Source organism: Pandoraea eparura (genome assembly GCF_902459725.1).
In the GTDB taxonomy this organism is placed as follows: domain Bacteria; phylum Pseudomonadota; class Gammaproteobacteria; order Burkholderiales; family Burkholderiaceae; genus Pandoraea; species Pandoraea eparura.
The window spans coordinates 18,853-32,680 of sequence record NZ_CABPSH010000009.1 but is presented as its reverse complement, the minus strand read 5'-3'; the positions used below and the strand labels follow the sequence as shown (position 1 = coordinate 32,680).

The window sequence follows — 13,828 nt, the reverse complement described above, 5'->3', positions numbered from 1 at the left end:
CCGTCTCCTTGACACGATGGCGGGCCACCTGCTTCGATACGGCCGAGTGTACATTGACTTTATGCATATGCACATATAAATTGCGATGCATGAACGACATTTCGATTGCCCAAGCCTGCAACTGTCTCGCGCTGCGTCAGGCGGCGCGTTTCGTTACGCAGCTTTACGAACGCCATTTGACCCCGGTCGGCGTCACACCCGCCCAATTCTCGATTATGGCGAACCTGGCGGTTCGGCCCGGCCTACTGATGAGCGATCTCGCCGATAGGCTGGTAATGGACCGCACGACGCTGCTGCGTGCGCTGAAGCCAATGCAGCGTGACGGGTTGGTCGAGACGGCGGCATCCGAGCTCGACGCGCGCGCACATGCGCTGAGCCTCACGAAGCTCGGCGAGCGCACGTTCGGGCAGGCGAAGGTTGCGTGGCAGGTCGCGCAGGACGAATTCGAGACGCAGTTCGGCCGCGACCGCGCGAAGGCGCTGCGCGACGAACTGTTCAGCCTGACCGCGGAGCGCTAGGCGGGCAGGCGGCGCAGATCCTTGATCGGGATACCTGTCTCAGCCTTCCACAGGAAGCCGATGATCTGCTTCGGTGAATCGCTTCTTCATGTCCAATCGTCTGACGACGTGATTGGACGCTAAATCAGCGCGCGACTCAAATCGGGGGAGACGTCGAGGGCATCTCAATGCCTTGTGAGCCGTTGACAATTTTTTTCAATTGCGCTGCGTCAGCCACTTAATGTTCATCGATAGCGGGGTGCGGGTCGGCGGAGCATCCGATTTCGGACGATTGAACGATGAACGAGCCCGGTCAGCACGGCTGAGGCGACTGGAAATGGCGAACATGACACGGGGCACGATAGTTTTGTCGTTTTGCATTGGCGCTGCCCTGGCCAGCGGCGCAGTGGCCGCAGAGGCGCTCTGTGGCGGAGGTTCAGCAATCCTCACGTCATGGCGGTGCGCTCAAGGTGCGAACGGACTTTGCTACCTGCGGGGCGTGGACCGGGCGGACGCGGGGCGTTGGGGCCGAGATAGCGTTTTCGCCGTCGAGGGGCCGGGCGAGGCGGTTCGGCGGGTGGCGTTCGATGAGGCATGCGAACGCGGTCGGTGCTCGCACCCGGAGTTGGCAATCTGCACGACGCCGGTCTCCCATGGCAATGGCATCTCATCAAAGCTACAGTCGCTTCTCCTGCATAAATGACCAGCGTCAGTGCCTTACGTTCTGCTGGTGCCGGCTTGGCGGATTTCCCGCACACCTTGTCCCAGCCGCCTGCGAAGCAGGCTGCGCAGGGTGGCGCCGTCACCATACCCGACTTCTGAGGCAATCGCCTCGACATTGAGATGGCTGGTGCGCAGCAGGTGAACGGCGCGTTCGATTCGAAGATCCTGAAAATACGCGAGCGGCGATCTGCCGAGCGCCGCTTCGACGCGACGCTGCAACGTCCGTGGCGTGGACGACAGGGCGTTGGCGGCATCGTCCAGAGAAAATCCCTCGGCGAGTCGATTCCTCGCCCATTGCTCGAATCGCTCGACCAACGGGTCTGCGCTCGCCAAGTAGTTCGGGATGACATAGGGCGCCTGCGAGGGGCGTGAATCGACGAGCAGGTGACGTGCCACGATCGATGCGAGCTCAGGACTGGCTCGATTCAACAACCAGAAGGCAAGATCAATATGGCCGAGTGCGGCGCCCGCAGTGACGAACGGGCCGGAAGGCACGACCATGCGCGTCGTGTCCAGCAGCACGTTCGGGTAGCGCTGTCGAAATATCGGCGCAAGCCACCACGTCGTTGTCGCGACATGGTCGTCGAGCACGCCGGAGCCTGCCAGCACGAAGGTGCCGATGCATGCCGCGGCGATCCCGGTGCCATTGGCGCGTGCGTCGCGCAGCATCGCCCCCGCGTCGACGACATCGTTTCGAGAAAGCGCCGCGAGGAGCTGCTCGGGCATCTTCGTGCCCAAAGCCGGCACGATGAGCCAATCCGGTCGATCCATGGCGCTGGCGGGCTTCACCGGCACACGCATGCCGAGCGCCGTTTGAACGACATCTCTCACGCCGATGACCTCGATGTCGAAACGTGTCTCGATGCCAGGGGCATGAATCGCACCCAACTCATTGGCTGTCGTGAATACGTCAAGCACGGTAGCGAGGCCGGTATCGAAGACCCCATCGAGGGCCAGAATCGCTAGTTTCATGGCGCAAATGCGTCCAATAATGTCATTTTTGACAATGGTCCGGTCGGTGCATTCTGGCTACAGTGACCTGAAGTTTAACCATCGTTGCGGCATGCCGCATGCCGTGGGGCGCGGGGGCATGACCCGATACTCGTTCCGACACAATCGGTGGCCGCATCGTACTTCAGAACACAACAAGCGAAGGAGCCCTCATGAATGATCGTGCGTCCGTACCTCTTGACCGCCCCATCTGGGCGGCACTCACCAGCAGGCAGGCTGCATTTTGTCTGGGGGACAGTCTGGCACGGCGCTTTCAAGCGGACGTCGCCCCTTTTGCTGCGTTGGCCAGCGAAACGCCGGTAGCGTATCAGGCACTTCAGGCCCAGTTGGGGTTTGGCGATCAGGTTGCGCTGCTATCGGATGCCACACTGACGCCCATCGCCTCGCTCGAGGCGGAACAGGTCGGCGTCATCCATCAGATGATTGCCGCACGCGACCGGACGAGCGGCGCCGACACGCGGGACGTCATTCGGCTTGGCGTTGCGGATGTGAATGAGATGCTAGACCTCGCGCAGAGGACCAAGCCCGGACCATTTGCAAAACGAACGCATGAAATGGGCATGTATATCGGGATTCGCGATCAAGGCCGACTCGTTGCGATGGCCGGGGAGCGAATGCACTTCGATGGCCATGTGGAAATTAGTGCCGTCTGTGTTGATCCGGCGTGGCGCGGACGTGGGCTGGCAGCAAAGCTGGTGCGCGTGTTGACCCACGATATTCGACAGCGCAGTGAAACCCCGTTTCTGCATGTGCTTTGCCACAATCAAACGGCGATCAACGTATATGAGCAATTGGGGTTCGAACTCCGGAGAACATTTGTCTTCTCCCTTATCAGGCACGTGGCACCGTAATCTCATGGTGGCTGCGCGATGTGAAAATCGCACAGTCACTCAGATGGTCTTGCCCGAACGGTACTGATCGTCGATCTATGACCGCTTCAGGAGTCGAATCACGAACAGCAGAATGACGGCGCCGACCGCGGCGATCGCGATCGAGCCGATCATGCTGTTGCCAAACGGCAAGCCGACGGCGCGCGCCAGCCAACCGCCGATAAATGATCCGGCAATGCCCACGATGATATCGATAATCAGACCAAAGCCGCCGCCTTTGACAACGATTCCGGCCAACCAGCCTGCGACAGCGCCAATGACAAGCCATGCAATGAATCCGTGCTCCATACGATCATCACTCCAAAAATAATTGAATTCTTGCGCCTCGGCATCGTCGCTTTCCTGCCTTGACGAATGAGAAAGGCATAACTTCGTAGGCGTTTCATCCGTGGAACGCATCTGGCCATGCCACGGCGACAACCGACGACGCATCGTGGGCGATGCGGCCTCGGCAATTGCAAACAATTGTCAAAAATGCGCCGTTTCAATGCGTTTTCGCGGACAATCAATTCCGTGGTTGCAGAATGGGTATGATGGAGAAATCCTATTCTTTACAGATAGATAGTTCGTGAGGGGCGGAGCTTCGAGGCAAAGAATGAATATCGCGTCCGTCGAAGACGACAAAGGCCAATCGGCGCTGATTCGGGAAATGCTGACTTCCGCTGGATATACGTGCGAAAGTTTTCAGAGTGGCGCCCAGTTCCTGAGAACGTTGCGTGAGCACGCGTTCGATTTGGTTGTGTTGGATTGGCAACTGCCCGACATGAGCGGGTACGACATCTTGACGTGGGTTCGACAGAATTTCGGCCGTCATCCGCCAATTCTGTTCCTCACGAGCCGGTCACTGGAGCGCGACATCGTCATGGGGCTCGATGCGGGGGCCGACGATTACATGATCAAGCCCGTGCGCCGCCCCGAATTCATTGCCCGGGTTGCGGCACTTTTGCGCAGGACCTCGATCGTGAAACGCTCGGGCGAGGTGAACTTTGCCGTGGGTGACTACGTGATCGATGTCAACGAGCGGACCATTTCGCTGCGCCAGATGCCGATAGCAATATCGCCGAGGGAGTTTGATCTCGCCCTATTCCTTTTCTGCAATGTCGGGCGGCTTGTGTCGCGCGACGTGATTGAAAAGTCGATCTGGGGACGCACGACCGAGAGCCGGTCGAGGACCGTGGATACCTATCTGTCGCGGTTGCGGTTGAAGCTGTCCTTGAGCCCGGAAAATGGCGTGCGATTGGTGTCGGTCTATTCTTACGGCTACCGATTCGAGGCGACGGCAAAGGCACCCGACGACGCGACGCAGGGGCGGTAACAGGCCGCCCGACGCCAACGCGCGGAGGGCGCCGCACCGTTGCGCCACGAGCCGCTCGCGATGTTACCGTAAGATATCCACATCGTTTCGCCGTCGAGCGTGCCTGCATCGCGCAACGTTCATGGATGATCGGGGCGGAATTCTGTGGGTGTCCTGGGGAAATCTGCGTATGCGGCCTTTGATGACGCTGTGGGAAAAGACCGAGCAGTTTCGCCGGGCGTTGGGGCAGCCGTTCGCGCAATATCGGCGGAATTCTTACCTCGAATGGTCCGTTCTGATGGTCGGGGCATTCGTGCTGTTGGTGGCGATCGCCGAAAGCGGATGGGTGTTGCGCTCGGATAGCGCTGTCTACGACGTTGCGATGAGTGCGGGGGCGGCCGGCAAAAGTGTGCCCTCCGACATTGTGATTGTGGCGATTGACGACGCAAGTCTTTCGGAGATCGGTCGTTGGCCGTGGCGCCGCGTTGTCCTGGCGCGCCTGATAGATCGTATCGCGGCCGATGCGCCGCAGGTCATCGGCATGGACGTCATCCTTACCGAACCGGATGCCCAACACCCCGCGGATGATGTGGCGTTGCAAGCGAGTATCGCCAAGGCTGGAAATGTCGTTTTGCCTGCGGTCGTCGAGTCCATGCAGGGGGCGGCGGTTATCCACCGCCCCATGGCGGCTTTTCATGCCCGCGTCGGGCATATCAACATGTTGCTGGACAAGGACGGTGTCGCGAGACATCTCTATCTTCGAGAATCCGTCGGCAGCGACCCATTGCCTCATTTTGCCGCGGCCGTGGTCGGGCCACCGGGAGGCGCTTCCGGTGTGCCGCCTTATCGCGTCGAACCGGGGAGCGATGTTCTGAGGGGCAATTGGCGCTGGCAAGACAAATTTCGGATCCCGTTCGCCGGGCCGCCGGGCACCGTTCCCACGGTGCCCGTTGCCGATGTGCTGGACGGCAAGATTCCCGCCGAGGCATTTCGCAACAAGGTCGTGCTGATTGGCGCGACGGCCAGCGGGCTGGGCGACGTGTTTCCCACGCCGGTTTCCAGGAACGGCGAGGGCATGAGCGGCGTTGAGGTCATTGCCAATACGGTGCAAGCCCTGCGCACGGGGCGGGGCATTCTGACGTTGCCGGAAGTTCCCTTCTGGATGCTTTCGCTCTTGCCCGTGGCACTGGCTGGTTTGGCGTCCCTATGGCTTCGACCAAAGTACGCGTTGCTCGCGTGCGCCGCATGTTGCGTCGGCAGCCTGGTGCTGTGCGTCGTTCTGATGGTGACCTTGCAGCGCTGGTTCCCGCCAACCGCTGCGGTGTTTGTTTCCGCATTGATATATCCGCTGTGGAGCTGGCGGCGTCAGGAGGCGGCATTGCGCTTTCTCGGCGACGGGCTGAGGCAGTTGGAGAAGGAGCCGGGTCTGCTCGACCTATCGCCAGAGGTGAAGGAGGTCGGACACGATCTCGACGCAAGAATGCACGCAGTGTTTCGGTTGACTACGGCGCTTCGCGACATGCGCCGATTTCTTGCTGACGGACTTGAGGCGCTGACCGAGCCGACGTTGATATGCGATCCGACCGGCCGCGTGCTGCTGCTCAATCGTCGAATGCAGCAGTTGGCGCCTTCAACGCTGAGGCATCGAAATTCGTCATCGGTGGCCGAGTTGCCGAATATTCGCGACATCATGCAAGAGATTTTTGAATCGCCCGACGAGGGGGTGGCCTATTGGGAGGCTCTCTGCCGTGCGGGCATCGGTGCCGATCAGGGGGCGGGGAACGCTATGGGGCAACCGACGGAAATCGATTTGTCGACCCGAACGGGTCAGGAAGTTTTGCTTCGTGGGGCGCCGCTGCATGGGGATACCGGCAGCGTTGCGGGCCACATCGTGACATGTATCGACATTACGGAACTCCGGCGGGCGGAGCACCGACGCGAGGAGTCGTTGCGCTTCGTGTCTCATGACATGCGTTCGCCACAAGCGTCCATTCTTGCCCTGATCGATCTCCAGCGCACGCCGCGCAAGGCACTGCCCATGCCGCAATTGCTCGATCGAATCGGAGAATATGCCAACCGGACACTGGAGTTGGCGGATGACTTCATTCAGCTCGCGCGTGCGGAGGCACCTCACTGGGACTTCGTTGAAACGGATATCGCGGGGGTGGTTCTCGACGCCGCAGACGAACTTTGGGCGCTTGCGCAGTCCCGGCAGATTCGGCTGAATGTGGACATCGAAGACCGGGCCTTTGTCGCAAGAGTCGAGCCGATGTTGTTGGCGCGAGCCGTTGCGAATCTCGTGAGTAACGCCATCAAGTTCAGTTCGGCTGATAGCGCGGTATCGATAAGGCTCTACAGCTTGGCGAGCGGCTATGTCATTGAAGTCGAGGATAAGGGGGTTGGTATTTCACCCGATGACCAGCAGAGACTGTTCAAGCCCTTTTCGCGGGTGCAGCATGGCACGCACGATCGCCCATCCGGCGTGGGACTCGGACTGGTGTTCGTCAAAACCGTTGCAGAGCGACACGGGGGCAGTATTTCGTTGAGCAGTGTCGCCGGTGAAGGCGCGACGTTCAGAATGACGTTGCCGCATTCAACGCTTTCGTGCGACATGATGCCGTGACTCGTCATGCGGGGGGGGGCAGGCGGACGGTTCCACGTCGACGATCCGGGAGTGTCGCGCGGTGGAAAAGTTCACAAGAGTTTTCATTTGAGCGCCGTGGACGCCGCAAGATATCGATTGGTTACTTTGGCATCTTGCGGAAATATTGTCGTTTGCAGGTGAGGAAATGAGAATTGCATCGGTGGAGGATGACGAGGATCAGGCGGAAATGATTCGTCAAATCCTGACGGGAATTGGTCATGTCTGCGAGGGCTTTGCCTCGGGCGCTACCTTCATGGCTGCGGCCAGGCGGGAGCCATATGATCTCGTGGTTCTGGATTGGCAACTTCCCGACATGAGCGGGTTGGATCTGCTCCGGTGGGTGCGCAATGAGTTGGGGGATCTGCCGCCCGTTCTGTTTGTGACGAATCGCACACTCGAGGACGACATGGTGCGTGCCATCGAGGCGGGCGCCGACGATTACATGGTCAAACCGGTGCGAGCCGGGGAGATGGGGGCGCGAATTCAAGCCATTCTGCGTCGCGCACTGCCGGACGTCACGCGAAGCGAAGACCTCATTCAGATTGGCTCCTATTCGATCAGTACGCGTTCGCAGACGGTCAGAATTCATGGTGATCTGGTGTCCATCTCCCCGAGAGAGTTCGATCTTGTGCTTTTCCTGTTCCGCAATGTGGGGAAAACGCTTAACCGTGAAACCGTTGAAAAGGCGGTTTGGGGGCGTCAGATTGGGCGAGACTCTCGAACGGTGGATACCCATCTTTCGCGACTTCGCGTGAAGCTCGCATTGCGTCCCGAAAATGGTGTGAAGCTGGTGTCCGTCTATGGCAAGGGTTTTCGTCTCGAATGCGTGGATTCGAATGAATCGGAGGTAGGGGTAGTCGAATGATGATTCGTGGTGCATTTGGCCTGATAGAACGAGCGCGCGCGCCGAGCCCAACGTGCTCTTCCGCGACGACGAGCAGGATGCTTGCGGTGATCGTCGGGATCGCGGTCTCGGGGGCCGCGCTCGCCCAGCCGTTGGGAACGCAGGGACAGGAATTCGTATATCGCGTGGAATCGGGCGACACGTTGTTTGGCCTGGCGCAGCGATATATGGATAGCAGTGACGAGTGGCACGTGCTCCAGAGCCAAAACCATGTCGCCGATCCCATGCATATGCCAACGGGGATGGTCATCAGGATCCCCCTCAGGCTCATCCCCGTGATTGCCAGCGCCGCACACGTCGTCTTCGTCCAGGGGGACGTTCGCAGCAACGGGGGTCCGGTGACCGTCGGCATGTGGCTGCATGAAGGTGCCCGAATCGAGGTGGCGTCCCGGGGCACGGCTACCCTTGAGCTGAGCGATGGCACGAGGGTCACCGTGCCGCAGAATGCCGTCGCCGAAATCCAACGGGCGCGCGTGTTCGCGAAATCGTCGTTGATCGACACCATCATCAATGTCCTCAAGGGCGGAGCAGAATCTCGCGTGGCTCCCCGTGGTACAGGCGTTGGCCGATTCGAGATGAACACGCCGACGATGGTGACCGGCGTGCGCGGAACGCGTTTCCGTGTGGCCATCGCGCATCAGATCAGTCGGACCACGGTGCTCGAAGGCAAGGTGAACGTGGATTCGAGCCGACGCAGCTCGCCGACGGTGGTGGTGGCGGGGCACGGTGTCGCGGTCTCCCAGGCGGGAACCGTGTCACATCAGGTGCCCATGCTCGACGCGCCGACCATCGAGGCACTGTCCGGGCCTGTTGTCGGTGACAACGCGTCCGTGCGTTGGACGCCCGTGAAGGGGGCCGTGAGCTACCGCGTGATCGTTGCGCGCGACGAAGCCCATACCGAATGGCTTTCGTCGCAACGCGTCGAGGTGCCGACAGCGGTGCTCGCCCACCTGCCGGAGGGCAATCTGACGCTCGTTGTCACCGCGATCGACGCAAGCGGATTTGATGGTGCCGACGCCGTCATGCCCATCAGTGTGCGCCTGCACCCTGCGGCGCCGTTCGCTGTGGCGCCCGTCAATGGGTCGAAGCATTTCAGTGACGATGTGATTTTCAACTGGGGCGCTGTCGGTGACGCGGTTCAATATGAACTGGCGCTTTCGCCCGACGCGACGTTTTCACGCGATGTTCAGCGTGTGCGCACCGGCGAAACCTCCGTTGGACGTCGTGTCGCGCCGGGGACGTGGTGGTGGCGCGTTCGGTCACTTGCTGCCGATGGGACGTTCGGACCGTGGGGGACGCCGGGCACCTTCGAGTCGCGTCGTCCGGGGCCGACGCCGTTGGTCAGCGATGATGGGGGCAACACGTTCCATATTCGTTGGAATGCGGGCGAGGCCAATCAGGATGGCGTCGCGTCGAACTACCGTGTCCAGCTGGCGCGCGACATGGCATTCAAGGCCATTGTCGTCGACACAATCACGCAAGGGAATGACGTTCGAATGGCGCGCCCGGCGCCCGGCGGCTACTTCGTGCGCGTTGCGAACCTGGACGCGCTGAAGCCCACGGACAATGACGCCGACCGCGAGGCGGCGTTTTCGCAGCCACAGTACATCGAGGTCGTGGACTACGTGCGTAATTCGCAAGGCAATGCGATTCGGACCGAGAACGGACTGCTGCGCGTGGGGGAATAGCGACGCGCCGCCCCGAAGTGCGTGACACTCGAGTGCGATGAGGCAGCTCAGTCGTAGTCGGGTTTGAGGGGGCGCACGAGATGGAGAACCAGCACGGCGCAACCGAATGCGGTGACGACCGATGCCATAAATTGGCCGCTGGCCCCCAGAATGATGACAGTCGTCATCCAGCCACCGAGCAAACCGCCCATCATCCCGACCACGACATCGATGATCAGGCCGAATCCGCCGCTGCGCATAAGGCGGCCGGTCACCCAGCCCGCGATACCGCCGGCAACGATCCAAGAAATCACGTCGTGCTCCATGGGATTCAATACTCTGTTTCAGTGCGTATAGGGATTTCGGCGGCTATTGTCGGTGTTGCGCAAGGGCGCATTGTTAAACTTTGTCACCGATCGAATTGCACTTGATGGGGCCCATTCATCCGGCGCCGCGTACGCAAATGTTCACATTGTGCATAGCGAGCGACGATACATTGAGTCCTTTTGTGATTCGCCGATCGGAGAGTGAAGGATGTTCAGGAAAGCCGCTGCAGAGGGGATTGGCACCTTTTGGTTGGTATTTTGTGGTTGCGGTGCGGCAGTGTTGGCTGCCGGATTTCCCGCGTTGGGCATTGGTTTTTCGGGCGTTGCACTAGCGTTTGGATTGACCGTACTTACCATGGCTTACTCGATTGGCCCGGTGTCGGGGTGTCACCTGAACCCGGCCGTGAGCGTCGGTATGGCGGTGGCCGGGAGATTTCAATGGAGAGCGGTGCCGGTGTACGTTCTGGCGCAGCTGTGTGGCGCTATCGCGGCGAGTGCGGTGTTGCTTTACCTCGCCGAGCTTCGACCGGGTTTTGATCTGCACGTGAGTGGTCTGGCCGCGAATGGTTTTGGTCAAGGCTCGCCGTCCGGCTTCGCGCTTTGGCCGGTGTTTCTGACTGAGGCGATCACTACGGGCTTCTTCGTTTTCATCATCGCGCGCGTCACGGCGCCCGATGCGCACGCTGGCATGGCGCCGATTGCCATTGGCCTCGCGCTCACGTTGATTCACCTCGTCACTATTCCGGTATCGAACACGTCGGTGAATCCGGCCCGCTCCACCGGCCCCGCGCTGATGCTTGGTGGTTTGGCGCTTCAGCAGCTCTGGGTCTTCTGGGTGGCGCCGATACTGGGTGCGGCTTGTGGCGGTCTCGCCAGTCGGGCGATATCGGTGCCCGAGTGCTGAATTTCCCGTCGTTCATCCATCGCTGCCGCACGCGCTGTATCAATTTTTTGCAATTGACGTCGCGCACTTCAATAGACTGATCTTGTGCCGCTGTTGGCCCCCCCGGTATCGGCGGCACATTCTCTAAAGCCAGGCACTCAGTGCCTGGCTCTTTTTATCTTTACCGTTGATGGGGGCAACCTGCCGAACGTCGTCGCTTTTGCGCGCGTCGTCAAGTCAGTCGGGTGACAGCGCTTCCAGTCGCCCGACGGATGATGGGGCAGGCGATGGAGTAAAGCATGCGAATCAACTTTAGTCTGTACAAAGCGTTGCTTGATTGCCTGAACGAATCTCCCGACGGTATCGCTGCAATGTTTGCGGAGTTTCCACTGCTGTCCAAGGATTCCGTTGGGCTGCATGTGCTGTTGCTCGCCAAGCATGGTTATGCGACGTCGCAGATTCGTTACGAAAATACATCGGACGGCGTGGTTTGGCGCGAGAGGGGCGTGACGCGCCTCACGCCCGCCGGCCGCGAATTCATCAACTGCATCAAGACGACGGATGACACTTCCAGGCGAGGATCGCCGCGCATGATGTCTCGCGTTTGATCGCGCCGGAAATGCCTCACCAGCGTAGTGCCATGCGATTTCGCGCAGAGAAATCAGTGAAATGAGCGAGACACATACCTTTTCGTATCAAAGACATTCGATAGCGATTGCGATCCGTCTGAACGGTGATCGCGTCGACGTTTCGGTACGAATCGAGCAGATTCCACATGCGGGCGCAAGTGGCGCCGGCGCATTGCACGCCTGGACGATGTCGGAAACCGGCTCGCCGAACGACATTCGAGAGGCCGCATTGGCCCGGGCGATGCGAATCGTCGATGGCATGGTACGAGGGGCGAGAAGCAATGCGGCCTGAACGCATCAATGCGCTGCTGGTGGACACAACGCCTGCCGCGTGGAAGGTTCGCAGCATGGCATCGGCGAGGTACGGCCAGGCCTTGATGCTGGAAGAGGGCGGCGTTGATGCGGTCGACTGGCTCTCGCAGAATGCGTGCGACATCCTGCTCCTTGACGTGACCTCATTTGCGGGTTCCGCGGCGGACGCCGTCATGCTGATCCACGCGTGTCTTGATGTCGATGCGCCAATTCTTCTGTTGGGCGACAGCAGGTTGCACACGGAATTCAACGCGGCGATGGAAGTGGGCGCGGACGACTACATGACCGCACCGTTCGATCATCTGGCGGTGTTGGTTCGTTGTAGGGCAGTGCTTCGGCGTCAGATTCCGTTGATTCATCGGCCGAGCAGTTTGCTGATTCGGGGCGAGTATTGTCTAGACCTCACGAAAAGCGTGATGCTTTGCGCTGGCGTTCGTATCAAATTGACAGCGAAGGAATTCCTGCTCGCCAAGATGTTCTTGCGATATTGCGGCAAAACACTTTCGCGTGAACTGCTTGGACGGTTGGTGTGGGGGGACAGCTTTGATGCGATGTCTCGCACCCTGGATACCCACATTCACAGGTTGCGCAAAAAGCTTGGCTGGACGCTAAGCCGGGGATGGCATCTCAGCTCGGTCTATTGTCGAGGTTATCGATTGATGGAGCCCAGCGAATTGTCGTACGACGGGAAGTCGGTATCGGCGCGCCCGACGATATCCGTAAGGCGTCTCGCTTAACGTCTGGACCCGGTTATCGTTTGGACCCCGAGCGACGACAGCGGCCGTTGCGGTCAATACCCCATATCCATTTCCATTGGACGAGTTTGACCTGAGGCCGGGGAGGAGAGAGACGGGCAACCGTTCCCGATGGCAGGTAAGCCCGCCGGGATCTGGTTGCCCTGCAGTGGCTCGTTTGCTTTCAGCAACGACCGTGTCGGCCATGCGGGTGAGCGCACTCGCGGTCACGACGCGACGCTTGCGGATGTGGGCGGTGATGCGCCTCCCACTCCTTGCGTTCCCAATAGCGATGCCCATCCCAATATCGATCGCCATGCCAACCTTGCTCAACGACCACGGGAGGCGCCGAGCGTGGCGGGCCAAGATTGACGGTGATGTCGGAGGCTTGCGCCGTGCTTGCCATGCCAATACCCAGGCCGACCAGTATGAAGAGCGTTTTCGGATGTTTCATTTGTGCGTCGACAATGCGGGTTGAAGAGGAGGGACTCAGGCTCAAACAGCGGTGTCCGGGGTATTCGACGCGTCCGTTGCGTCGGATTCACTGACGTCTTGGCCGTCGCGCTTCTTTTCGGCAAACGACTCAAGGGCGCCGGCCCCTTCAAATCCGGCGATTGCCGCTGCGCCCGTCGTGAGCAATGAGGCATTCGGATCGGCCTTCTCCAGCGCTTCCACCGCCGCAACGGCGCCGACGACTTCTCCTGCGAGATCAAGGATTCCCATCGCAATGCTCCTTATGAGTGAGGTTAGGAACTCAGGCTAATGGACCGCTAGGTACCGACTGCAAACAATTGTTGCTGTCGGCGGGCCCCGCGGCGGGTCTTGATCGGGTTGTCGTGTTGAAGCCGGATGCCTGCTGCCCATGCTCAGCACGGTTCGCTTTGCTCTCGTTCGTCACCACCAGCGAAGGACAGCAGGCAGAGGGTCAGGAATTCGCCGGGCGAGTCACAGCGAGTCCGATGCGTGCCACCCCGTTCAGGCAGCCGTAACGTTCGCCAATCGAAAACAAACGTCAATATCGCGTGGCGTCTGCGTCGCCAAAGTGGCATAAAAAATGTCGGCTCGAATTGGGCGTGGACTGTGGCGGCAGCCGCGGGCGCTCCGGTGTGTCGCACCGAGTTACTGAAAAAAATGCGTGACGGTCCTTGTTCGGCGACTCGCATGCCTACATGCCGGAGGGCCTATTCATGCGCATTCCCAGTCGATGCACTTCCTGAATACCGATGCGCGATCGTACGCAAATCAGTACGATTGCCGGCTTTGATTTTGATGCCGAAAACATCCGAAGGGCTGTTTAAGTGGTTCCTCCTCGGA

At 60.0% G+C, this 13,828-nt stretch carries 14 protein-coding genes; 10 read left to right on the top strand and 4 right to left on the bottom strand.

Translation table 11 applies throughout. The features are described from left to right. Positions 1 to 89: 89 nt before the first annotated feature. On the top strand, positions 90 to 518 hold the full coding sequence (locus PEP31012_RS16940; RefSeq protein ID WP_150590479.1) for a MarR family winged helix-turn-helix transcriptional regulator: 429 nt from the start codon (positions 90 to 92) through the stop codon (positions 516 to 518). A gap of 696 nt (positions 519 to 1,214) precedes the next feature. On the opposite strand, the gene PEP31012_RS16935 is transcribed toward PEP31012_RS16940, so the two are convergent. After that, the gene (locus tag PEP31012_RS16935) at positions 1,215 to 2,021 is read right to left on the bottom strand and encodes a GlxA family transcriptional regulator (protein WP_246171350.1); all 807 of its coding nucleotides are present in this window, start codon (positions 2,019 to 2,021) and stop codon (positions 1,215 to 1,217) included. 12 nt (positions 2,022 to 2,033) lie between these two features. On the opposite strand from PEP31012_RS16935, the gene PEP31012_RS24045 reads away from it, so the two are divergent. Together PEP31012_RS24045 and PEP31012_RS16930 are read left to right on the top strand one after the other, a co-directional pair. Beyond that, positions 2,034 to 2,186 (top strand): hypothetical protein, encoded by a 153-nt coding sequence (locus PEP31012_RS24045; protein ID WP_246171349.1) that lies wholly within the window; start codon positions 2,034 to 2,036, stop codon positions 2,184 to 2,186. A gap of 197 nt (positions 2,187 to 2,383) precedes the next feature. Beyond that, the gene (locus PEP31012_RS16930; protein ID WP_150590477.1) at positions 2,384 to 3,082 is read left to right on the top strand and encodes a GNAT family N-acetyltransferase; all 699 of its coding nucleotides are present in this window, start codon (positions 2,384 to 2,386) and stop codon (positions 3,080 to 3,082) included. Between the two features lie 75 nt (positions 3,083 to 3,157). Here the strand turns inward: PEP31012_RS16930 and PEP31012_RS16925 are convergent, their stop codons facing one another. Next, positions 3,158 to 3,409 (bottom strand): GlsB/YeaQ/YmgE family stress response membrane protein, encoded by a 252-nt coding sequence (locus tag PEP31012_RS16925; protein WP_150590609.1) that lies wholly within the window; start codon positions 3,407 to 3,409, stop codon positions 3,158 to 3,160. 307 nt (positions 3,410 to 3,716) lie between these two features. On the opposite strand from PEP31012_RS16925, the gene PEP31012_RS16920 reads away from it, so the two are divergent. From PEP31012_RS16920 to PEP31012_RS16905, 4 genes are all read left to right on the top strand, one after another. After that, positions 3,717 to 4,436: a response regulator transcription factor gene (locus PEP31012_RS16920; RefSeq protein WP_150590476.1), complete on the top strand. Its 720-nt coding sequence runs from the start codon at positions 3,717 to 3,719 to the stop codon at positions 4,434 to 4,436. Positions 4,437 to 4,617: 181 nt separating this feature from the next. Further along, positions 4,618 to 7,038 (top strand): CHASE2 domain-containing protein, encoded by a 2,421-nt coding sequence (locus PEP31012_RS16915; protein ID WP_150590475.1) that lies wholly within the window; start codon positions 4,618 to 4,620, stop codon positions 7,036 to 7,038. A gap of 166 nt (positions 7,039 to 7,204) precedes the next feature. Then, positions 7,205 to 7,924, top strand: a complete 720-nt coding sequence (locus PEP31012_RS16910) for a response regulator transcription factor (protein ID WP_150590474.1) — start codon at positions 7,205 to 7,207, stop codon at positions 7,922 to 7,924. 77 nt (positions 7,925 to 8,001) lie between these two features. Then, on the top strand, positions 8,002 to 9,651 hold the full coding sequence (locus PEP31012_RS16905; RefSeq protein ID WP_174978273.1) for a FecR domain-containing protein: 1,650 nt from the start codon (positions 8,002 to 8,004) through the stop codon (positions 9,649 to 9,651). A 47-nt stretch (positions 9,652 to 9,698) separates the two neighbouring features. Here PEP31012_RS16905 and PEP31012_RS16900 read toward each other — a convergent pair whose 3' ends face one another. After that, positions 9,699 to 9,956 carry a GlsB/YeaQ/YmgE family stress response membrane protein gene (locus PEP31012_RS16900; RefSeq protein ID WP_150590472.1) on the bottom strand — a complete coding sequence of 86 codons (258 nt, stop codon included), beginning with the start codon at positions 9,954 to 9,956 and terminating at the stop codon, positions 9,699 to 9,701. 208 nt (positions 9,957 to 10,164) lie between these two features. Here PEP31012_RS16900 and aqpZ point away from each other — a divergent pair, with 208 nt between their 5' ends. From aqpZ to PEP31012_RS16885, 3 genes are all read left to right on the top strand, one after another. Then, complete coding sequence (aqpZ, locus tag PEP31012_RS16895) at positions 10,165 to 10,860, top strand: aquaporin Z (protein ID WP_150590471.1); 696 nt, start codon at positions 10,165 to 10,167, stop codon at positions 10,858 to 10,860. A 278-nt stretch (positions 10,861 to 11,138) separates the two neighbouring features. Continuing rightward, positions 11,139 to 11,447, top strand: a complete 309-nt coding sequence (locus PEP31012_RS16890) for a hypothetical protein (RefSeq protein ID WP_150590470.1) — start codon at positions 11,139 to 11,141, stop codon at positions 11,445 to 11,447. 275 nt (positions 11,448 to 11,722) lie between these two features. After that, the gene (locus PEP31012_RS16885; protein WP_174978272.1) at positions 11,723 to 12,517 is read left to right on the top strand and encodes a response regulator transcription factor; all 795 of its coding nucleotides are present in this window, start codon (positions 11,723 to 11,725) and stop codon (positions 12,515 to 12,517) included. A 492-nt stretch (positions 12,518 to 13,009) separates the two neighbouring features. On the opposite strand, the gene PEP31012_RS16875 is transcribed toward PEP31012_RS16885, so the two are convergent. After that, positions 13,010 to 13,237 (bottom strand): hypothetical protein, encoded by a 228-nt coding sequence (locus PEP31012_RS16875; RefSeq protein ID WP_150590468.1) that lies wholly within the window; start codon positions 13,235 to 13,237, stop codon positions 13,010 to 13,012. Between the last annotated feature and the right edge of the window lie 591 nt (positions 13,238 to 13,828).

Bases quoted from the DNA above. Each gene is read 5' to 3' on its own strand.
- PEP31012_RS16875 (WP_150590468.1), bottom strand. From the start codon at position 13,237: ATGGGAATCCTTGATCTCGCAGGAGAAGTCGTCGGCGCCGTTGCGGCG.
- PEP31012_RS16940 (WP_150590479.1), top strand. From the start codon at position 90: ATGAACGACATTTCGATTGCCCAAGCCTGCAACTGTCTCGCGCTGCGT.
- PEP31012_RS16910 (WP_150590474.1), top strand. From the start codon at position 7,205: ATGAGAATTGCATCGGTGGAGGATGACGAGGATCAGGCGGAAATGATT.
- PEP31012_RS16890 (WP_150590470.1), top strand. From the start codon at position 11,139: ATGCGAATCAACTTTAGTCTGTACAAAGCGTTGCTTGATTGCCTGAAC.
- PEP31012_RS16920 (WP_150590476.1), top strand. From the start codon at position 3,717: ATGAATATCGCGTCCGTCGAAGACGACAAAGGCCAATCGGCGCTGATT.
- PEP31012_RS16900 (WP_150590472.1), bottom strand. From the start codon at position 9,956: ATGGAGCACGACGTGATTTCTTGGATCGTTGCCGGCGGTATCGCGGGC.
- PEP31012_RS16930 (WP_150590477.1), top strand. From the start codon at position 2,384: ATGAATGATCGTGCGTCCGTACCTCTTGACCGCCCCATCTGGGCGGCA.
- aqpZ (WP_150590471.1), top strand. From the start codon at position 10,165: ATGTTCAGGAAAGCCGCTGCAGAGGGGATTGGCACCTTTTGGTTGGTA.
- PEP31012_RS16925 (WP_150590609.1), bottom strand. From the start codon at position 3,409: ATGGAGCACGGATTCATTGCATGGCTTGTCATTGGCGCTGTCGCAGGC.
- PEP31012_RS16885 (WP_174978272.1), top strand. From the start codon at position 11,723: ATGGCATGGTACGAGGGGCGAGAAGCAATGCGGCCTGAACGCATCAAT.
- PEP31012_RS16915 (WP_150590475.1), top strand. From the start codon at position 4,618: ATGACGCTGTGGGAAAAGACCGAGCAGTTTCGCCGGGCGTTGGGGCAG.
- PEP31012_RS16905 (WP_174978273.1), top strand. From the start codon at position 8,002: ATGCTTGCGGTGATCGTCGGGATCGCGGTCTCGGGGGCCGCGCTCGCC.
- PEP31012_RS16935 (WP_246171350.1), bottom strand. From the start codon at position 2,021: ATGCGTGTGCCGGTGAAGCCCGCCAGCGCCATGGATCGACCGGATTGG.